This is a genomic window from Actinoplanes sp. NPDC026670 (assembly GCF_040638175.1).
Lineage (GTDB): Bacteria > Actinomycetota > Actinomycetes > Mycobacteriales > Micromonosporaceae > Actinoplanes.
This window is the reverse complement of record NZ_JBEZXU010000018.1, coordinates 73,044-92,357: the sequence shown is the minus strand read 5'-3', so window position 1 is coordinate 92,357 and position 19,314 is coordinate 73,044. Positions and strand designations below refer to the sequence as shown.

Sequence of the window (19,314 nt, the reverse complement as noted above, 5' to 3'; positions counted from 1 at the left end):
CTCACCTCTCGTACGCCCACATCGCGATCTCCACCCGGTTGCGTGCCCCGAGTTTCGCCATCAGGCTCGCCACGTGCGTCTTCACCGTGCTCAGGCTGATGTGCAGCTCGGCCGCGATCTCGGTGTTCGTCCGCCCCCGGGCGACCGCGCCGAGCACCTCCTCCTCACGGTCGGTCAGCGGATCGACAGGCTGCCGCGGCGGCCCGGCCGGCCCCGAACCGGCGAACGCCTTCAACAGCCTGGTCGTCACGTTCGGCGCGATCAGCGCGTCCCCGGCGGCCGCCGCGTGCACCGCCTGAGCCAGCAGCGCCGCGCCGGCGTCCTTCAGCAGGAAACCCCGCGCCCCGGCCCGGAGCGCCGCGTACACGTACTCATCGAGGTCGAAGGTCGTGATGACGACCACCGCAAGCGGATCAGCGACGCCGGGTCCGGCCAATCTGCGGGTCGCCTCGATGCCGTCGACGCCGGGCATCCGGATGTCGAACAGGCACACGTCCGGCCGCAGCCGCCGGGCCAGCTCGACCGCCCGCAGACCGTCCCCGGCCTGCCCGATCACCTCGATGTCCGGCTCGGCGTTGAGGATCATCGTAAGTCCGGTCCGGACGATCTCCTGATCGTCGGCGACCACCACCCGCACGCTCATGCCAGCCCCCGCGGCAGCTCGGCCGTCACGGTCCAGCCGCGCCCCTCGCCCGGCCCGGCCTCGCAGACGCCGCCGAGCAGCGCGGCCCGCTCCCGCATCCCGGCCAGCCCGAACCCGCCGCCCCTGGCCCCGCCGCCGGCGCCGTCGTCGGTCACGCACAGCCGGACGGTGCCGGCGCCGGCCGACACCCGCACCGAGATCCGGGTGGCGTGCCGGGCGTGCCGGCGGGCGTTCGTCACCGACTCCTGGGCCAGCCGGTAGAGCGCGGTGCCCACCGCCGGCGGCAGCTCCCCCACCCCGGCGTCGATCTCCACCTCGACCTCCGGGCCCTCCGGCGACGGGCCGGCCAGCCCGGCCAGGTCCGCGACCGCCGGGCTGGGCGCCAGTTCGGCCGGATCACCGCCGCGCAGCGCCCGCACCATCGTGCGCATCTCGCCGAGCGCCCGCACCGCCTCCGCCTCGATCACCCGCAACGCGTCCACCGCGCCCTCCGGCGAGGTCCGCGACACCGCGATGCCCGCCTGCGCCCGGATCGCCATCGCCGACACGTGATGCGCCACGGTGTCGTGCAGGTCGCGGGCCAGCCGCTCCCGTTCCAGCAGTTTCGCCTGGTCCAGCTCACGGACCCGGAGCCGCGACCGGTAACGCATGGCGGCCGCCACCGCGAACACCACCGACATCACCAGGAACCCGGCGACCAGATCGGTCCCGCGGGCCGTCACCGCGATCTTCACCAGGATCAACGCCGTGCCGGCCAGGATCTCCCCACCCGAACCCCAGCGGACCAGCGCATACGCCAGCAGCAGCACGAACGCGCCGGACACCAGATCCGGCTGCTGCCCGATCAGCAGCGGGACCAGCCAGCTGACCCCGAACACGATCGCCACCATCAGCAGCGGCCGCTCCCGGCGCCACAGCAGCGTCGGCGCCAGCGCCGCCGTCATGATCACCGTGGGCACGCGCGCCGGAACGTCCGGCCGGAACAGCCCCTCGGCCAGCACCCCGATCAACACCAGGGCGACGAGCGCCAGATCCCGCCGGCCACGGCCCGGCGGATCCGGCGGGCGGGGCTCAGCGAGCAGCGCCCGGAGCGGTTCAACCACGAGCCGATGGTACGCACGGAGCACGCTCCCCGGATTGGCCTGAAGTACGGCCGTGGTCCCCCACTTTCGGCCGGTGCGATCCCGGACCACGCTCCGATGAGTCAGGTCCCGCCGATCGCCAGCATCAGAACCATGAAGTCCTCATCGAACTGGCTCATCCCGGCCGGGCTGCTGGCGCTCACCTTCGTGCCGGCGGTCGCGGGCGCGCTACGGCTGTCCGAGATGGCCGGCGGCGCGGCGGTGATCCCCGACGGCGAACGGGTCACCCAGTCGCCTGTCGCACTGGTCGCGCACATCGTCAGCGTCACCGTGTTCGGGGTGCTCGGCGCGTTCCAGTTCGCGCCGGGCGTACGCCGCCGGTTCCGCCGCTGGCACCGCATCGCCGGCCGGCTCATCGCGCCGGCCGGACTGATCGCCGCGGTCAGCGGCCTGTGGCTGACCCTGTTCCTGCCGGCCGCCGCCGTGGACAGCGTGGTCCTGGCCGCGATCCGGGTCGTGGTGGTCGCCTGGATGGTGACGTCCCTGGTCCTCGGCTTCGTCATGGCGCTGCGCCGCGACTTCACCGCCCACCGCGCGTGGATGATCCGCGGCTACGCCATCGGGATGGGCGCCGGCACCCAGTTCTTCACCCAGGCCGCGTGGCTCGTCACGGCCGGCGCGTTCACCCCGGCCAGCCGGACCGCCACGATGGCCGTCGCCTGGCTGATCAACGTCGTGGTGGCCGAATGGCTGATCCGCCGCCGGCCGCGCCGCACCACACCGTCACGCCGGCCGATCGTCCAGGTTCAGCCGGTCCGGGCCGGGACGGACGGGTAGGACGGCGCCCCGGGCTTCATCACCTGCTGCAGCCGCTCACGTCGCCGTACATGTTGACGCCGATGAGATCCGGCGGGTAGTCGGCGCCGAGCGAGTTTCCCGGCGACGTCGAGGAGTATCCGGCTGAGTCGCAGGCGGCCTCGGCCAGCGCGTTGTGGGTGATCGCGAAAGCCCACACCCAGACGACCACGCCGACGATGGCCAGGAGGATCTCGCGGAATCGCCGGGGGTCCGGGTTCGCCTCCGGATCCACCTGTTCCGGCGGTTCCGCCCGCCCCGGCGGCTCCACCCGTTCCGGCCCGGCCTCCTGGCGTGGTGGCTCCACCGCGAACGGGGAATTCACCCAGCGCGGCGGGTACACCGGGAGTCGCGGTTCGGTCAGGGGCGCGGGTTTCTCGGCGGACAGGGTGCCGACGAAAGCCTCGAAGAACCGCCGGACCTCCGAGACCGGCGGCGGGGGCGGTGGCACCACCGGTGGAGGCTCGCCGGCGACGGCCGGCCGCCGACGGACGGCCACCGCCGTCACCGCCGCCAGTCCGGCGACGGTCACCGCGGTCACCGCGGCCAGCGGCAGCCATCGGGACAGGGTGGGCTCGGGTGGCTCGGTCACGGGCCACCCGACCCGCGGTCGTCTCTCAGCGCCGGCTGAGGCAGGTGTCGAGATTCGCATAGACAGTGCTCCGGAGAGTGTTCTCCCCGCCGATGTCGTCCGACGTGGAGTATCGATAAGCGTCGACTTTGAGCTCCGGCACTCTTCGGCCGGCCTCCGCGCACACCGGTTCGCGCGACGCGTTGGTGTGGATCGCCAGCGCCCACACCCCCAGGACGCCGGCCGCGATCGCGAGGAGGATCGCCCGGAACCGCGGCGGGTCGGGCCGCCCGGCGGGCGGCTCCGGCGACGGAGGTGGCGACGACGGCGGCGCGGCCTCGTCGTCGACGACCGGCCGGCGACTGAGGGCCACCGCGGCAGCCGCGACACCGGCGACCGCCACGGCGGCCACCGGCAGCCAGCGAAGCAGCATGGGCTTGGACGGAACGTTCACAGGTCACCGCATCGGCAACCGGACGCCGACCTGAACAAAAGTCGTGGTCGGCCCGGCCGTCAGCGGTATTCGTCGCATTCGTCGGGCAGGCTTCGGCGACCGCTCAGGCTGCCGGCCCCCACGCTGTAGGAGCTGCTCTGATAGCTGGACCGGGCGCTCGCGCACTCGGACTCGACCCATTCGTGGCGGATCTCCGCCACGCCCCACCCGGCGACGACACCGACCACGAACGCCAGGAGGATCACCCGGAACCGGGTCCGGCCGCCCAGGTGCCCGGGTGGCGCCGGCACCGGTCTGGGCGGCAGCGGCACCGGTGGCGGCGGCTGTGGCGTGGGCGCCTCCTCGACGACGGTGACGGCGGCGACGGCGGGTTTTCGGCGGCGGGCCGCGACGGCGGCCGCGGCGAGGCCGGCGACGCCCGCGGCGGTCGCGGCGGCCAGCGGCAGCCATCTCGGCCGGGCGCTCCTGGACGGTTCGATCACGGGTCACCGCCATCGGCAACCGAACGCCAACCTGAAGGAAACCGCCCCGGACAACCCGGCGTGGCCGCCCGGCCCGGACCGCCGGCCGTCGCTGACAACGGTTTCGGAGGGCGGATGACCATGCTCAGCGACGGCCGGCGGTCGTAGCCACCGGACAAGCCCGGCGGTCGCGTTGCCGGCCGTGCCCCGGCAGCCACGTCGCGGGGACTCCCGAGAGCGGCGAACGCTGCTTCTGTGGGCGTGCCGTCCCGTACCGAAGCAAAGAAAGGTCAAGAAAAGCTCAAGGCCCGCGGCGGCCGTGCCGATGCCAGGCACCATGCCGAAGTTCAAGACGATCGCCTTCCCCGAAGCCAGCATTCTGGACCGCCGGGTCGCCGTCATCCTGCCGCCGCAGCACGTGTGGGTCCGCACCCTGGACGAGGTGCCGGAACCGCTGGTCGCCGCGCTGCCGGAACTGCCCGTGGCCGTCTGACCGATGGCCGCACGGCTTGTGTGGGCCGCCGGGCTGGTCCTCGCCGTCGCCGGTTGCGGCACGGCGCCCGATCCGCCGACGGTCGCGCAGTCCGCCCGGCCTACGTCCCCGTCACCCTCTGCTTCCCCGTCACTCTCTGTCTCCCCATCACCCTCCGCCTCTCCGTCGCCCTCCCCCTCGCGAAGCACAGCGCCGTCTGCATCGCCGGTCTCCACCGGCCGGATCAGCACCGGCTGGGAGATCACCGTCTACTACACGGCCGTCGAGAGGTTCCACGACGGCGACCCGACCCAGGTCACCGGCTGCCCGCGACTGGAGTGCACGGACGGCGACGACGACCTGGGCGCCTATCCGGCCGACTTCGTCGACGCGGTCCGCGACGAGGGCACCGGCCGCACCTCCTCCGGGCGATACCTCAACTGGTCGTACGACACCGGGTTCTGGCTGGATTCGGCGCCGCGCACCAGTGACGGCGGCACTCTCGTGCCGTTCGTGTCGGCGGCCACCGACCCGGATGTGCTGCCCCGCGGCACCCGCTTCACCGTGTCCGGCTGCGGCAGCCAGGAGGACGGCTCCGCCGCGCCGCAGAAGGTCTGCGCGGCCCTGCGTGACGCCGTCTGGAAGATCACCGACGAGTTCACGCCGGGGCTCGGCGGCCCCAGGCATCTGGACGCCTACATCGGCGAGGAGACCGGTCCCGGTTTCACCGACTCGCAGTGGTATCTCACGCTCACCGGGGCGCGCCTGCTGCTCGGCTAGCGTCGGCACATGCTCATTCCCGGGAACACCGTCTGGCTCCGCCACCTCCAGCGCCACCGGTTCGGCCTCGTCGTGCCGTTCCAGGCCGTGGCCGACCTGGGCGACGCCGTCCTGTTGTGGGCGCCGGCCGGCAACGCGGCCTGGCATTTCACCCTGCCCGACGGCCGTGGCATGGGCGAAGTGCCGCTGCCCGAGTGGTCGGCGTCGGACCGGGTCCCGGTGCCGCACACCATCGACCACGGCGTCCTCAGCTGGCATCCGCGCGGGCGTGACTACTCGATCCGCTGGTTCTTCCGGCCGGACGGCACGTTCTTCAGGTGGTACGCGAACCTGGAGGCCCCGCCCGTACTCTGGCGCCGGGATGACCTGACCGGCCTGGACACCACCGACTGGGACCTGGACGTGGTGGTCGAACCGGACCGGAGCTGGCGCTGGAAGGACGAGGAGCTGTTCGCCACCCGCCTGACCATGCCCGAGGCGTACTGGGCCGACGACGAGGACCGGGTCCGCCGCGCCGGCAAGGAGGTGATCGCCCTGGCCGAGGCGGGCGCCTTCCCGTTCGACGGCACGTGGTGCGACTTCCGCCCGGATCCGTCCTGGCCGGCGCTGCCCCGGGAGCTGCCGGACGGCTGGGATGTGATGTAAGCAACCGTTTACTTCTCGCGCTCGCTGCCGATATAAAGTCAGCAGCTGTTTACTACTAGCGTCGAGGACACCATGACCCCAACTACAGAGACCCGCAGCAGTGGCGGCGGCCTGCTGGTGCTCTACCTGGCCCTGGGCGGTCTGGCGTTCGCGTGCCTCCAGTCCCTGGTCTCGCCCGCGCTGTCCACCATCGGTCACGAGCTGAACGTGTCGACCAGCGACGTCAGCTGGATCGTCACCGCGTACCTGCTGTCGGCGTCGGTCCTCACGCCGATCCTCGGGCGCCTCGGCGACATGGTCGGCAAGCGCAAGATCCTGATCGTCGTGCTGTCCATCCTGGCCGTCGGCACCGTCGTGTCGGCGCTCGCCACCAACCTCACCGTGCTGATCCTGGGCCGGATCCTGCAGGGCGCCGGCGGCGCGATGATGCCGCTGTCGATCGGCATGGTCCGCGACGAGCTGCCCCGCGAGCGGGTGGCCACCACGGTCGGCATGATCTCGGCGATCTTCGGTGTCGGCGCCGGCATCGGCATCGTGGCGGCCGGCCCGATCGTCGAGCACCTCTCCTGGCACTGGCTGTTCTGGCTGCCGCTGGTGCTGGTCGGGATCGCCCTGATCGGCGCGATCTTCGGGATGAAGGAGTCGCCGGTCCGCACCCCCGGCAAGCTGGACGTCCTGGGCGCCACCATCCTGTCGGTGTCGCTTGTCGCCCTGCTGCTGGCGATCAGCAAGGGCCAGTCCTGGGGCTGGACCGACCCGGAGACGATCGGCCTGCTCGCCGGCGGTGTCGTCGGCCTGGTGGTGTTCGTGCTGGTCGAGCTGCGGGTCAAGGAGCCGCTGATCGACATGAAGCTGATGCGCATCCGCGGCGTCTGGGCCACCGACCTGGTCGCGCTGATCCTCGGCTTCGCCATGTTCGGCACGTTCCTGCTGGTCCCGACGCTGCTCCAGCTGCCCGAGGCGACCGGCTACGGGTTCGGCAAGTCGGTCTCCCAGGCCGGCCTGTTCCTGCTGCCCACGGTCGTCATGATGGTGGTGTTCGGCCCGATCGCCGGCCTGCTCAACCGCCGGTACGGCCCGAAGGTCCCGATGTTCCTCGGCTCGGTGCTGGTGGTGGCCGCGTTCGCGATCCCGGCTCTCGGGCACGGCGCGATCTGGCAGGTGCTCGCCTCCGGCCTGCTGACCGGCGCCGGCATCGGCTTCGCGTTCGCCGCCATGTCCAACGCGATCATCGAGAGCGTGCCGCCGGCCCAGACCGGTGAGGCGACGAGCGTCAACTCGATCGCCCGGACCATCGGCAGCAGCATCGGCACCGCCGTGGTGGCCGCGGTGATCACCTCGAACACCACGCCGCAGGGCCTGCCGACCGACGCCGCGTTCACCGACGGCTTCTGGGTCTGCGCCGGCGTCGCCGTCCTGGCGATCGTCGCCGCTCTGCTGCTGCCGGGCGCGCACAAGCGGCACGAGCAGGCGGTCGCCGCCGGCGTCACCGACGTGCCGGACGAGCCCGAGGAGATCCACGTCCTGCACCGCGCCAACGCCTGACGGGACTTTCGGCCCTGCACACCGAGGCCACCTCCGACGAAGCTGTGCGTCGACGGAGGTGGTCTCTGGTGTTGGTGGCGCTCATCATTGTCGGGATGGTCCTGCTGGTCACGTGTGCCGCGCTGTGGCCCGAGCCGGACGAGCCCAAGGTGACCTCGGAGGGTGCGCTGGCCCGCAAGCTGCTGGCCGGCGAGATCGACCAGCGGCAGTACCGGACCGAGCTGGCCCGGCTGGCCCGCGGCCTATGAGCCGGTGACCTCGCCGATCGCCTGATCCAGGATCTCCAGGCCCAGGTCCAGCTCACCCGTCGTCGAGGTGAGCGCCGGCGCGATCCGGAACACCCCGCCCATCCCCGGCAGCTGCACCACGTTCATGTGCAGCCCCAGTTCCAGGCAGCGCCGCGTCACCGCGGCGCCGATCTCGTCGGCCTTACGGCCGCCGTCCTCGACCAGTTCGAGACCGATCAGCAGGCCGCGGCCGCGCACGTCACCGATCACCCGGTGCCGGGTCGCCAATTCCTGCAAACCCCCGCTGAGGTACGACCCGAGCTCGCTCGCCCGCACATCCAGTTTCTCCGCCGTCAGCACGTCGAGCACGGTATTGCCGACCGCCGCCACCAGCGGGTCCGACGCGTGGGTGGTGAAGAACAGGAAGCCCCGGTCATGGGCGGTCTGCTCGATCTCCGGGCTGGTCACCACGGCGGCCAGCGGCAGCCCGGCCCCGAGCGTCTTGGACAGGGTGAGGATGTCCGGCGTCACCCCGTCGCGTTGGAACGCGTACCAGTCCCCGGTCCGGCACAGCCCGGTCTGCGCCTCGTCCAGGATCAGCAGCCCGCCCCGCGCGTGCACCCGGTCGCGCAGCTCGCCGAGATAGCCGGGCGGCAGGTCGATCACCCCGCCGGAGCTGAGGATCGGCTCGACGATGCAGGCCGCGAGACTGCCCACCGACTGCGCGTCGAACAGCTCGAACGAGAAGTCCAGCTGCCGACGCCAGTCGAGTTCCCCGTCGGCGGTGGTGAAGTCCGGCCGGAACGCGTTGGGTGTCGGGATCGCGAAGTTGCCGGGGGCGGCCGGGCCGTACCCCTTGCGCCCGGAACTGTAGGTGGCGCCCGCCGCCGCCTGCGTCATGCCGTGCCAGGACCGGGCGAACGAGATGATCTCGTGGTTGCCGGTGACGAGTTTGGCCATCCGGATCGCCGCCTCGTTCGACTCGGCGCCGGTGGTCAGCAGCAGCACCTTGCTCAGCGGGTCGGGCAGCGACTCGGCCAGGCGGCGGGCCAGGTCGACGACGGGCCGGCTGAGCATGCCGCTGAACAGGTGGTCGAGGGTGGCGGCCTGCCGCTGGACGGTCTCGACGACGGCCGGATGCGAGTGCCCGAGGATCGCGCTCATCTGCCCGGACGTGAAGTCGAGCAGCCGGCGGCCCTCGGCGGTCCACACGAAACTGCCTTCGGCCCGCTCGATGATCTCAGGCGTGAAGCTGCTCGCGCCGATGTAGCGGACCAGGTGACGCTCGGCGTCGGACCAGAAGGTTTCAGACATACCCCGACGCTAGGAACCACCGAGCGTCACGTCCATCTCACATTTCTGCCGCTGCTGTTAAGCAGAGCCGTACAGTCGGGGCTCGTGACCCTCAATCCGTGGCGGCTGCGGCTGCTGGCCGACCTGGCCACCTACGGCACGGTCCGGGCGGTGGCCCAGCGGGGCAACCTGAGCCCGTCGGCGGTGTCCCAGCAGCTCGCCACCCTGGAGCGGGAGACCCGCACCACGCTGCTGGAACGCACCGGCCGACGGGTCCGGCTCACCGCCGCCGGGGTGCTGCTGGCCGGCCGGGCCCGGGAGATCCTGGCGCTGATGGACGCGGCCGAGGCCGAGTTGCGGGGGCTGGCCGACGAACCGGCCGGCACCGTCACGCTGGCCGCCTTCCAGAGCGCCGTGCACACCCTGGCCGAACCGGCGATCACCCGCCTGGCCGCCCTGCACCCGGACGTCACAGTGGTCCTGCACGAGCTGGAACCGCACGACAGCATGCCCGCCCTGCGCCGCGGCGACGTGGACGTCATCATCACCACGACCGACTTCGCGGGCGCCGAACTCGACCCGGCGATCGACCTGGTCCCGATCGCCGCCGACGAGATCGTGCTGGTGCTGCCGCCGGATCATCCGCTGACCGCGCACGAGTCGGTGCCGGTACAGGCGTGCGCCGACCAGCGCTGGACCTTCGAGGCGGCCGGCGCCTACATGTCCGAACTGGCCACCCGCCTGTGCCGGGAGGCCGGCTTCGAACCGTCGGTGATCTGCCGCTTCAACAACTACATGCTGGCCCTGGGTCACGTGGAACGCGGCCGCTCGATCACCCTGCTCCCGAGCCTGGCCGTGGACCCCCGCTACAACGTCGCCACCCGCCCCCTCGCGCCGCCGGTGACCAGGCGCATCATCGCCGCCGCCCGCCGCCCGCCGACACCGCGCCCAGAGATCACCGCCGTCCTGACCGCGCTGCGTTCCTGAGTCAGGACCGCCAGCCGTCGCCCACGGCGGTAATACCGCCCCGAAAACCACCGTCAGCGACGGCTGGCGGCCTCAGCCGTCGCTGACCACGGCAAAACAGACCGAAAACCACCGCCAGCGACGGCCGGCGGCCTCAGCCGTCGCTGACCACGGCAAAACAGACCGAAAACCACCGCCAGCGACGGCCGACGGTCTCAGCCGTCGCCCACGACGGGAATGCGGCACCCAAAACCGCCGTAGGCGACGGCTGGCGGCGGGTCAGTGGCGTAGCAGGCCGGTGATCGGGACCGGCGGGACGTGGCCGGTGGGCGGCAGGGTCAGCGCCAGCGTGATGCCGATGTCCACCAGCGACGAACGCGGGCGCGACCCGACCTGGGACAACGGTGTCCAGCAGGGCTCGGTGGTGTCGCCGTTGGGTTCCGGGCGCAGCGTGCCGCCGGTGATCCGGATCCCGTAGAAGACGCCGACGTTCTGGTGGTCGGCGGTCCGTTCCAGGCGTTCGGCGGCCGGGATCACCCGGGAGTCCACGCCGAGCAGGCGTTCCACCACCGCCGTGTACCCGGTCTCCTCCGCGACCTCCCGGATCACCGCGTCGAACGGGTCCTCGTAGAGATCGACACCACCGCCCGGCAGCGTCCAGTGCGTGACTCCGTGCGGCGACACCCAGCGGGCCAGCAGCACTTCATCGTCGACGATGCACACGCCATAGGCGGCGAGCCGGAAGGTCACGCAGCGACCCTAGCCGCAGCCACGGCAGAAGACCGATCAAGAGCAGCAACACCAGCAGCGGTACGCGCCACCCGCCGCCGATCACCGCATCGGGCGCCGCGGGTGTCGGGGTGGTCCACGGGCGGGCCGTCTTCGACCAGACCAGGAACGCGTCCCCGATCGGGACCAGGCCGAACGCGTACCGCTTGGTGCTGAACGTGGTCAGCGGGATCCCGGCGAGCTCGCCGAAGTTGGCCAGCGCCCCGGCCAGCGAATCGTCGCCCTGAGCCTGGGCGGCCCCGATCGCGACGACTGTCGTGGACAGGCTGATGCCCCGGATCAGCGGGCCCGAGTCGACGTCACCGGCGCCGTCGACGCCGTGCGGGTATTCGCGGATCGCCGGCCCGAGCCACAGCGGACGGTCCAGGAACCGCTCCCGGAACAGCAGGTACTGCTCGCGGGCGAACACCGGATCGACGTCGACCAGGAACCGCTGGATGATCGCCTGCGAGGTGCCGCGCGCCCCGTCGACCAGGGCGCCGGTGGCCGGGTCCACGTAGTGCGGGAGCAGCCCGGTCGCGGGGTCGAGCAGCCCGCGGGCCCGGGTCACCCAGCGGTCCACGGTCGGCGCGAACCTCGGCCCGGCCAGCCGCAGCGACGCGATCGCCACGGTCGAGTCGCACGGCCAGGCCTGCCCCGGGTACGCGGTCAGGAACGGTGACGGCGACGCGTCGAACGCGGCCGCCAGGGTCTGCGAGTCGGCGTCGAACCGGGCCCGTTCGGCCGGGTCCTCGCGCAGCGTCAGCAGGCCGCCGCGCAGCCAGTTGGTCCAGCCCGCGTAGAACACGCCGTACGCCGGGATCGCCGACGCGTCGAACGGGGCCCGCCCGGCCGGCGACTCCATCCGGGACAGCGCCCAGGCCGCCTCGTCGGCGGCCCGGCCCGGTTCGACGCCCCGTTTACCGAGGTCGACCCAGGTGAGCCCGTAGAGCACGTTGAGGAAGAAGTAACCCTCCGGGAAGAGCGCCTGCGCGTCCGTGTCGGCGCCGCCCGCCAGCCTCTCTCGTAGATAGGCGAGTTGTAGCCGTACTCCCGAAGGCTCTTGATCCTGAGACGTGGCCGGAGCGACAAGCCGGACCATTCCGACAACCGCAAGGATCGTCAGAACCCCCGCAAAGATCTTCCGGACCCGCGACACCGGCCCACCCTATCGACGCCCCTCCACCCACCGATCCCAAGCATCCCCACAACCCGCCGCCGGGGGAATCGCGCAAGATCTACAACCGCGCTACTTGACCGCCCCACTCGTGATGCCGGCGATGATCCGGCGTTGGGCCAGGGCGAACGTCACGACGAGCGGCAGGCTCATCAGGATCACGTACGCGAAGATCAGGTGCCAGTTGTTGAGGTAGAGGCCGGCGCTGGCCACCTGGAACAGGTTCAGCGGCAGGGTGTCGATCCGCCCGCCGATCACGAAGAACGCGTAGAACACGTCGTTCCACACGTAGAGGCAGATCAGGATGGTCGCGGTGGCCAGCACCGGACGCAGCAGCGGCAGCACCACCCGCCGGAAGACCGCGACCGGTCCGGCGCCGTCGATCCGTGCGGCTTCTTCAAGAGCCTCCGGGATGGTACGCACGAAGCCGGTCACGAAGAAGATGACGGTGGACAGGTAGATCCCGACGTACACGCCGATCATGCCGGTGACCGTGCCGGCGAGGCCGAGCTGGCGCAGCAGCAGGACCACCGTGACGACGGCCGGTGGCAGGATGATCCCGCTGATGCCGAGCGCGTAGAGGACCGCGGTGAGCCGGGACGAGCGCCGGGCCAGCACCCACGCCGCCATCGAGCCGATGACCAGCACGATCGCCACGGTCGGCACCACGATGAGCATGCTGCCGAGGAACGCGGCCGGGATGTCGGCGTCCACCCACACCTGTCGCAGGTTCTCCCACAGGTGCCAGGTCGTCGGCGGGGTCAGGTCGGGGTCGACGGCCTCGCCCTGTGACTTGCCGGCGGTGGCGACGACCAGCCACAGCGGGACCCCGATCACCACGGCGACCAGCAGCAGCGCGACCACCGGTTGCAGGCGGCGGGTCACAGGATCTCCTCCCGTTTGCGGAGCACGTAGATGACCGGGAACGCCATCAGCGCGACCAGCAGGACCAGCACCAGGCTCATCGTGGTGGCCTGGGCGAACAGCCCCTGCCCGAAGGTCCGGTAGATGAAGATGTTGAGGATCTCGGTGGTCCGGGCCGGGCCGCCGCCGGTGGTGGCCTGCACGATGTCGAAGCCGTTCATCGACCCGAGCAGCGCGGTCGCCACGTTGAACGTGACCGCCGGCGCCAGGAACGGCACCCGCACCGACCAGAACGTGCGCCACTGGGAGGCCCCGTCGATGTGCGCGGCCTCGGTCACGTCCTGCGGGATGGTCTTGAGCCCGGCCAGGTAGATCAGCATGGACAGGCCCATCCACTTCCACGCGTGGATCAGCGCGACCACGACGATCGTCCACGTGGTGTCGGCCAGCCACTCGGTGCCCTTGAACAGCGCCTGGAAGATGTAGCCGACCGCGAGCGCCGACATCAGCACCGGGATCAGGAAGAACACCCGGGCGATCCGGTTGACCACGGTGTCGCGTTCCAGCAGCACGGCCAGCCCGAACCCGAACAGGTTCTGGAAGACGGCGACCAGCACCGCGTACACGATGGTGATCCGCAGCGACCGGAACAGCGTGCCGTCCGAGGTCAGCTGGACGAAGTTGTCGAACCCGACCGGGTTGATCGCGGCCTTGAACCCGGACCAGTCGGTGAACGCGTAGACGAAGTTGAACACCGTCGGCAGGAAGAAGAACACGAGCAGCAGCACGTACGCCGGGACGAGGAACCAGAGAGGGTGGGTGCGCCGGACGATGGAGCCCGGCGCACCCGCGGAGAGGATCGTCACTTCAAGTAACCGGCGGCCTTCGCGAGCTGGACGAACTGGTCCTGGGTGGCGGTGGCGACCTGTTCCGGGGTCATCGTGCCGGCGATCATGTCGGCCAGGTTGATGTAGAGGTCCGGGTTGGCCACGGCCAGGGCCTGCATGGAGCCGACCGAGGTGGGCAGGGAGGCGTGCACGTCGAGCAGCGCCTTCGGCACTCCGGCTGGGCTGGGCACGGCGGTCTCCAGCGACACGGTGTTGCGGTCGGTGACGAAGGCCTGATAGCCGGGGCCCATCCAGTAGGCGAGCAGCTGTCGTGCGGCGGCTTCCCGCTTGGCGTCACCGGTCTTGAACGCGACGAGGGCGTTCGACTGGTCCGGGATGAAGGTGCCGATGTTGCCGGACGGCGCGATCGGGAAGAACCCGATCTTGGAGTCGAGCGTCGCGGTGTCGGCCTTGGCCTGGAGCTGTCCGAAGAACGAGTTCACCTGCACCACCATGGCAGCCTTGCCGTCGAGGAGCGCGGTGCCTTGATCCTCGAACTTGGCCGTCTTGATGTCAGCATTGAACAGGCCGTCTTGAATCAATTGTTGATACGTCTTGATCGCGTCGAGGATCGTCTTGTCGGTGAACTTCTCCTGGCCGGTGTTGACGCGCTCCCACAGTCCGGCCTTGGCCGCGTCGGCGAGCTGCACCTGCACCCACCACTGGGTGGCCCAGCGGTCCGCGCCCATCTCGTAGAACGGCGTGACGCCCTTGCCCTTCAGCGTCTTGGCCAGGGTGACCATCTCGGCGAAGTTCTTCGGGGTGGCGGTGATCCCGTTCGCCGCGAAGACCTCCTTGTTGTAGTAGACGCCCTCGACCGCCGGGCTGGTGACCAGCGCCGCGTAGCGGGTTCCGTCGAGCAGCCCGGTGATGTCCTTGAGCGACGGGTCGAGTTTCGGCAGCCAGGGCGCGTCGGTGAGCGGCTGGAGGTTGGTCTTGGCGTTGATCGCGGTCAGCATCGACGCGGTCGGCTGCCAGAACGCCAGGTCCGGCTTGTCCCCGGTGGCGACCTTGGTCTGCACGCTCTGCTCGTACGGGTCGGGCACCGTGACGACCTCCACGGTCGCGCCGGTGGCCTGCTGGAACGCGTCGACGACGGACTTGGGGACGGTGTTGCTGTTCTGCGCCGCCCAGATCGTGAGCTTCACCCCGTCCAGCTTGGCGGTCGGGTCGGCCCAGGTGACGGCCCCGCCGCCGGTCTCGGGCGCGGCGGACGGATCGGAGCAGGCGGCCAGCCCGAGGGTGAGGGCCGCGCCGAGGGCTATCCAGCGTTTCATCGTGATCCTTCGGTTTCAGGGAGGACGCGGATCCGCAGGATCCGCGCGGCATACGGCTCGCCGGGTGTGGTGGTCACGGTGAGCGAGCCGGTTTCGGTGTTCCAGTGGCACGGCCAGACGACCGCCCGATTCGGGTAGAGGACGTCGAGTTCGACCCGTCGTCCCCGCAGATGTTCAAGATCGATAGTCACTTCAGCAGAGGCCCCGGGCCGCCGCCACAACCCGAGATGCGTGGTGTCGCCGGAGTGCAGCCCGAGGGCGAGCCAGCTGTCGTCCCAGCCCGGCAGCCCGAGCGGCCACACCGGAACCGTGGCGGCCAGGCCGGCCCGGATCGCCCGGAACGCGTCCACCCCGTCCCGGACCAGCCGCTGCTGGTCCGGAGTCATGGCGTCGAGCCGGCCGGACAGGTAGAGCCGCCCGAGCAGCCCGGTGCACATGGTGAAGGCGATCTCCGCGTCGGTCATGTCCGGCTGCGGATAGGCCCAGCTGGCGGCCTGCTCGGGCAGGATCGACAGCGGGGCGGACACGGCGATCGGCGGGTACTTCCGGAAGTCCTGCTGGTCGCTTGTCGACTGCAGGTGCATCCGGCTGAGCAGCGCGTAGTCGGCGCGCATCCCGCCCGACGCGCAGTTCTCCAGAATCAGGCCGGGGTGGCGGGCGAGCACCCCGTCCAGCCAGGCCAGGTGCGCCCGGTTGTGGTCGAGCAGGCCGGCCCCGGCGCTGTGGGCGGCGAGGTCGGTGCCCGTACCCGGATCGATGTTGTAGTCGAATTTGAAGTAGCCGGCGCCGAACTGTTCGACGAGCCGGTCGACGACCTCGTCGAGGTGGGCGATCGCCGCCGGGTGCCGCAGGTCGAGGTGGTAGCGGCCGTGTTCGACCAGCCGGACGCCGCCGCGCTGGAGGAACGCCTCGGCCGGCAGTTTGTCGGCCATCGGGCTGCGCACGCCGATCACCTCGGGCTCCAGCCACAGGCCGGGCACCATGGCGTGCGCGCGGATCCGGTCGACGACCTCGGCCAGCCCGCCCGGGAAGCGGGTGGTCGACGGCTGCCACTCCCCCACGCTGTCCCACCAGGTGGTGTCGTTGTCGTACCAGCCGGCGTCGATGCAGAAGATCTCCGCCCCGGCCGCCGCGGCCGCGTCGATCAGCGGCAGCAGCTTGGCCGTGGTGGGGTCGCCCATCAGCGTGTTCATGTAGTCGTTGAAGATCACCGGCAGCGCCCGGTCCGGTTGCCGCAGGGTGCGCCGCTGGGCGGTCAGGGCGGCGACCGCGCCGTGCAGCCCGCCGCCGACCGCTATCGAGGCGGGCACCGTGGTGAACGACTCCCCCGGCGCGAGCGGCTGCTGCCACTGGTGGTCGATGTCGTTGGGGCCGGTCAGCGCCAGGTAGGCGCCGCCGAGCTGTTCGCCGGTCTCCCAGCGCCACGCCCCGTTGTGCTCGACCTGCCAGGCCACCGCGGCGCCGGTGACCCGGTCGGCGAGCACCCCGGCCGGCTGGTGTGCGCCTGTCGACCAGGTTCCGGTGCTGGTCACCGCGTGCCGGCCGCGGCCGTCCTGGCCGTGCATCCGCAGGTTGAGGTCGGGCACGAGCTCGCGCAGCGGCCGCCGGGTCCAGCGGCCCTCGCCCAGCCACTCGCCGTCACCGGACACCAGGTCGAGGTCGTCGACCGGCCCGAGCCCGAGGGCGAACGTGGTCACGCCGAGCAGCAGCACCGGCGCCGTCCCGTCGTTGATGATCGTGGTCTCGACCCGCAGGCTCGCGCTGACCACCACTTCGGCGGTCAGGCCACTCTCCGCGTCGTGCAGCCGCAGCCGCAGTTCCCGCGCACCGGGGAAGCTGTGGGCGAGCCGGAACCGCCGTCCGATCACGGTCTGCGAGAACCGTGCCGAGACGTGCCCGCGGCCGCTGCCGGCGGCGAGCACCTCGACGATCGGCTGGTTCGCGGCGCCGGGCCGCTCGGTGGCGGACGCGAGACGTGCGGTGACCGGCCCGTCGACGGGGGTGTCGATGACGAGCGGACCCCAGGCCAAGCTCACTGATGACTCCTCAAGGATCTTCCCGGCCGGCCGTCACCGCTGCCTCGGCGATGACGGCCGGCCGAACCAAACGGTCAGCCGAGTACAGCGGCGATCTGAATGCGGTCGAGGTTCGGGGCGTAGCCGGTGGAGGCGTTGCCGAACGTGATGGTGTTGGCCCCGGCGGCCAGGTCCACGTCGACGACCGTGGTGCGGTAGGTGTTCCAGGCCAGCGTGTTGCGGAAGTAGTGCTTCTTCGCCGTGCCGCCGTTGACGCTGATCTCCGCGTACCTGTCGACGATGTTGTTGTTGTAGGCGTGGTCGCCGACCACCTCGGCGTTCGCGTAGCTCACGACCAGCCGGTAGCGGCCGGCCGCCGGGGCGGTCACCCCGTTGAACCGCAGCGTGTTGGCGCTGCCCGCGCCGACCCAGCCGACGTAGCTCCCACCCGAGGCGGCGCTGTCGGCGGTCACCACCGCGGTTCCGCCGCGGGTGTTGGCGCTGCTCTCGGCCTCGTAGGCGGTGACCGTCCCACTGGCGGCGGCGAGGTCCAGGTAGTCGAGGTTGACGGCGTCCCGGTCGTCGGAGGCGTAGGCGTTGTACTCGACGCGGCTGATCCCGGCCGGCAGGTACACCTTGGTGGTGACGGTGTTCCAGGTGTTCCAGTTCGCGGTGCCGGGCAGCGCCACGTCGGTCAGGTCCGAGCCGTTGACCCGCAGGCGGATCGACCGTGCGGCCGGCGCGCCGGTGTAGGGGCCGGCGCTGTAACGCAGGCTCAGGTTGTAGTAGCCGTCGTTCGGGGCGGTCACCACGAACTTCGTCGAGGCGGTACTGCTGGCGCCGTACCCCTCGGTGAAGTAGGTCCCGGAATATCCGGTGTTGGTGCCGTAGGTGATCCGCGCGGTGCCGCCGATGGCGGCGTATTCAGCCTCATAGCGGTTGGTCACCGCGGCGGTCAGGTCCTGGTTCGGCGTCAGGATGATGTGGTACGCGGAAGCGCCCTTCAATCCAGTAAGAGGCAGTGTGAGCTGCCCGTTTGTCGCGCTGAAGTCCCCTTCCGACACGACGTACGGCCCGCTGGACGGGTTCGTGCCGGAGCTGTCGACACCCCAGACCGTGGCGTGCACGCTCGTCCCGAGGTAGCTCGGCACACCGCGGACCACCACGTTGGTGTCGTAGGTGCCGGAGGCCGGGTTGTTGCCGCCGAGGATGATCCGCGCCTGCCGCTTCGCGGAGTCGACCGCCCCGAGCCCCTGCAACGATCCGCCCGCGGACGGCGGGGTGACCGCCACCGTGTTGCCGGTCAGGTCGCCGTACCACTTGTAGAGCCACCATCCGCCGGTGGCCTGGTTGTTGCGGGTGACCAGGTCGTTGAGCCCGCCCGCGGTGGTCCAGTAGGCGAGGCAGCCGTCGACCTTGCTGTTCTCGAACTTGGCCACGTACTGCACCAGGTTGCCCGGCACCCCGAGGTCGCCGTTGATCCGGGCGTACTCGTTGATGGTGATCGGCCGGGCGCTGATCCCGAGGCTCGTCTCGATCGACCGGTAGTCGGCGTAGTGCAGGTGCCAGCTGGAGTAGAAGTCGTCGCCGAGCTCGTGCCAGGCCATCACGTCGGGCAGCACGTTGTTGTCCCGGGCGAAGGTGAGGAAGGTCCGCAGGTCGGCCGAGCGGTAGGCGGCGAACCCGGGGCCGGCGATCCGGGCCGACGGGTCGATCGATCGGATCCGCTGGAAGACGGTCTTCCAGTCGGCGAGCAGGCCGTTCAGGTTGCCGCCGTACCAGATCTGGTCGGGCTCGTTGAACGGCACGTAGACGTAGGAGCTGCGGTACGGGTCGGCGATCACCTTGCGGACCTGGGTCTCGACCTTGGCCAGGTAGTCGTTGATGCCGAGGTTCTCGTACGGCCACTGGGCGTACACGTCCTGCATGTAGATCTGGATCTCGCGGCCGCCGGCGCGCTTGAACATCGGCGCGATCCGCAGCGCGTCGCCGTTGGGGTGCTGCAGCCCGTCCGGCGCCTTCTGCGCGGTGACCTGGGGCTTGAGCGCGGCGAGCATGGTCTCGGTGGGGATGCCCTCGTCACCGAGTCCGTAGAGGAACCCGGTCGCGCCGTAGCGCAGCGCGCCGGTGCTGGCAGCGAGGTCGAAGGTGATCTGGGAGGGAGCGGCCTGCGCGGGCAGGGCGGTGAGCAGGCCGGCGGTCATGGTGGCGACGACCGTGACGGCGATCTTGCGTCTCATGGTGCTCCTCTGTCCGGGGTTGACAGTTGTCCATGTGACCGGTCACACGAGTGGAGGACGTGGCTAGTGTGACCGGTCACACGCGTCGACCG

20 protein-coding genes are annotated in these 19,314 nt (G+C 70.9%); 7 read left to right on the top strand and 13 right to left on the bottom strand.

The window, feature by feature from the left end:
- Position 1 precedes the first annotated feature (1 nt).
- Together AB0E94_RS19555 and AB0E94_RS19550 are read right to left on the bottom strand one after the other, a co-directional pair.
- The gene (locus AB0E94_RS19555; RefSeq protein ID WP_360328035.1) at positions 2–643 is read right to left on the bottom strand and encodes a response regulator transcription factor; all 642 of its coding nucleotides are present in this window, start codon (positions 641–643) and stop codon (positions 2–4) included.
- On the bottom strand, positions 640–1,746 hold the full coding sequence (locus AB0E94_RS19550; protein ID WP_360328032.1) for a histidine kinase: 1,107 nt from the start codon (positions 1,744–1,746) through the stop codon (positions 640–642). Before AB0E94_RS19550 ends, AB0E94_RS19555 begins: the two co-directional genes overlap by 4 nt.
- Before the next feature lie 132 nt (positions 1,747–1,878).
- Between AB0E94_RS19550 and AB0E94_RS19545 the strand changes: the two genes are divergently transcribed.
- Positions 1,879–2,562, top strand: coding sequence for a DUF2306 domain-containing protein (locus tag AB0E94_RS19545; RefSeq protein WP_360328030.1), 684 nt, complete (start codon positions 1,879–1,881; stop codon positions 2,560–2,562).
- Between the two features lie 19 nt (positions 2,563–2,581).
- Here AB0E94_RS19545 and AB0E94_RS19540 read toward each other — a convergent pair whose 3' ends face one another.
- The 3 genes from AB0E94_RS19540 to AB0E94_RS19530 all read right to left on the bottom strand — a co-directional run bounded on the left by AB0E94_RS19540 (position 2,582) and on the right by AB0E94_RS19530 (position 4,087).
- Positions 2,582–3,172 (bottom strand): hypothetical protein, encoded by a 591-nt coding sequence (locus tag AB0E94_RS19540; protein WP_360328028.1) that lies wholly within the window; start codon positions 3,170–3,172, stop codon positions 2,582–2,584.
- A 25-nt stretch (positions 3,173–3,197) separates the two neighbouring features.
- Entirely contained in the window at positions 3,198–3,584 is a 387-nt protein-coding gene (locus AB0E94_RS19535; protein WP_360328025.1) for a hypothetical protein, read from the bottom strand.
- 80 nt (positions 3,585–3,664) lie between these two features.
- On the bottom strand, positions 3,665–4,087 hold the full coding sequence (locus tag AB0E94_RS19530) for a hypothetical protein (RefSeq protein ID WP_360328022.1): 423 nt from the start codon (positions 4,085–4,087) through the stop codon (positions 3,665–3,667).
- Positions 4,088–4,403: 316 nt separating this feature from the next.
- Here AB0E94_RS19530 and AB0E94_RS19525 point away from each other — a divergent pair, with 316 nt between their 5' ends.
- From AB0E94_RS19525 to AB0E94_RS19505, 5 genes are all read left to right on the top strand, one after another.
- On the top strand, positions 4,404–4,559 hold the full coding sequence (locus AB0E94_RS19525; RefSeq protein WP_360328019.1) for a hypothetical protein: 156 nt from the start codon (positions 4,404–4,406) through the stop codon (positions 4,557–4,559).
- 3 nt (positions 4,560–4,562) lie between these two features.
- On the top strand, positions 4,563–5,318 hold the full coding sequence (locus tag AB0E94_RS19520; protein WP_360328016.1) for a hypothetical protein: 756 nt from the start codon (positions 4,563–4,565) through the stop codon (positions 5,316–5,318).
- 9 nt (positions 5,319–5,327) lie between these two features.
- Positions 5,328–5,963, top strand: coding sequence for a DUF402 domain-containing protein (locus tag AB0E94_RS19515; RefSeq protein WP_360328013.1), 636 nt, complete (start codon positions 5,328–5,330; stop codon positions 5,961–5,963).
- Positions 5,964–6,035: 72 nt separating this feature from the next.
- Entirely contained in the window at positions 6,036–7,508 is a 1,473-nt protein-coding gene (locus AB0E94_RS19510) for an MFS transporter (protein ID WP_360328010.1), read from the top strand.
- 68 nt (positions 7,509–7,576) lie between these two features.
- Entirely contained in the window at positions 7,577–7,756 is a 180-nt protein-coding gene (locus tag AB0E94_RS19505; RefSeq protein WP_360328007.1) for a hypothetical protein, read from the top strand.
- Here AB0E94_RS19505 and AB0E94_RS19500 read toward each other — a convergent pair.
- Positions 7,751–9,049, bottom strand: a complete 1,299-nt coding sequence (locus tag AB0E94_RS19500) for an aspartate aminotransferase family protein (protein ID WP_360328004.1) — start codon at positions 9,047–9,049, stop codon at positions 7,751–7,753. The two genes, AB0E94_RS19505 and AB0E94_RS19500, sit on opposite strands and share 6 nt — an antisense overlap.
- A gap of 84 nt (positions 9,050–9,133) precedes the next feature.
- Between AB0E94_RS19500 and AB0E94_RS19495 the strand changes: the two genes are divergently transcribed.
- Positions 9,134–10,015, top strand: a complete 882-nt coding sequence (locus AB0E94_RS19495; protein ID WP_360328001.1) for a LysR family transcriptional regulator — start codon at positions 9,134–9,136, stop codon at positions 10,013–10,015.
- A 258-nt stretch (positions 10,016–10,273) separates the two neighbouring features.
- Here AB0E94_RS19495 and AB0E94_RS19490 read toward each other — a convergent pair whose 3' ends face one another.
- The 7 genes from AB0E94_RS19490 to AB0E94_RS19460 form a co-directional block, all read right to left on the bottom strand.
- Entirely contained in the window at positions 10,274–10,744 is a 471-nt protein-coding gene (locus AB0E94_RS19490; protein ID WP_360327998.1) for an NUDIX domain-containing protein, read from the bottom strand.
- Positions 10,698–11,864 (bottom strand): hypothetical protein, encoded by a 1,167-nt coding sequence (locus tag AB0E94_RS19485; protein WP_360327995.1) that lies wholly within the window; start codon positions 11,862–11,864, stop codon positions 10,698–10,700. The genes AB0E94_RS19490 and AB0E94_RS19485 overlap by 47 nt, the downstream gene beginning before the upstream one ends.
- 147 nt (positions 11,865–12,011) lie before the next feature.
- Positions 12,012–12,824, bottom strand: a complete 813-nt coding sequence (locus AB0E94_RS19480) for a carbohydrate ABC transporter permease (RefSeq protein ID WP_360327992.1) — start codon at positions 12,822–12,824, stop codon at positions 12,012–12,014.
- Complete coding sequence (locus AB0E94_RS19475) at positions 12,821–13,669, bottom strand: sugar ABC transporter permease (protein WP_360327989.1); 849 nt, start codon at positions 13,667–13,669, stop codon at positions 12,821–12,823. Before AB0E94_RS19475 ends, AB0E94_RS19480 begins: the two co-directional genes overlap by 4 nt.
- Positions 13,666–14,967 (bottom strand): ABC transporter substrate-binding protein, encoded by a 1,302-nt coding sequence (locus AB0E94_RS19470; protein ID WP_360327986.1) that lies wholly within the window; start codon positions 14,965–14,967, stop codon positions 13,666–13,668. Before AB0E94_RS19470 ends, AB0E94_RS19475 begins: the two co-directional genes overlap by 4 nt.
- Positions 14,964–17,003 carry an alpha-galactosidase gene (locus tag AB0E94_RS19465; RefSeq protein ID WP_360327983.1) on the bottom strand — a complete coding sequence of 680 codons (2,040 nt, stop codon included), beginning with the start codon at positions 17,001–17,003 and terminating at the stop codon, positions 14,964–14,966. Before AB0E94_RS19465 ends, AB0E94_RS19470 begins: the two co-directional genes overlap by 4 nt.
- Positions 17,004–17,077: 74 nt before the next feature.
- Entirely contained in the window at positions 17,078–19,222 is a 2,145-nt protein-coding gene (locus AB0E94_RS19460) for a carbohydrate-binding protein (RefSeq protein WP_360327981.1), read from the bottom strand.
- Between the last annotated feature and the right edge of the window lie 92 nt (positions 19,223–19,314).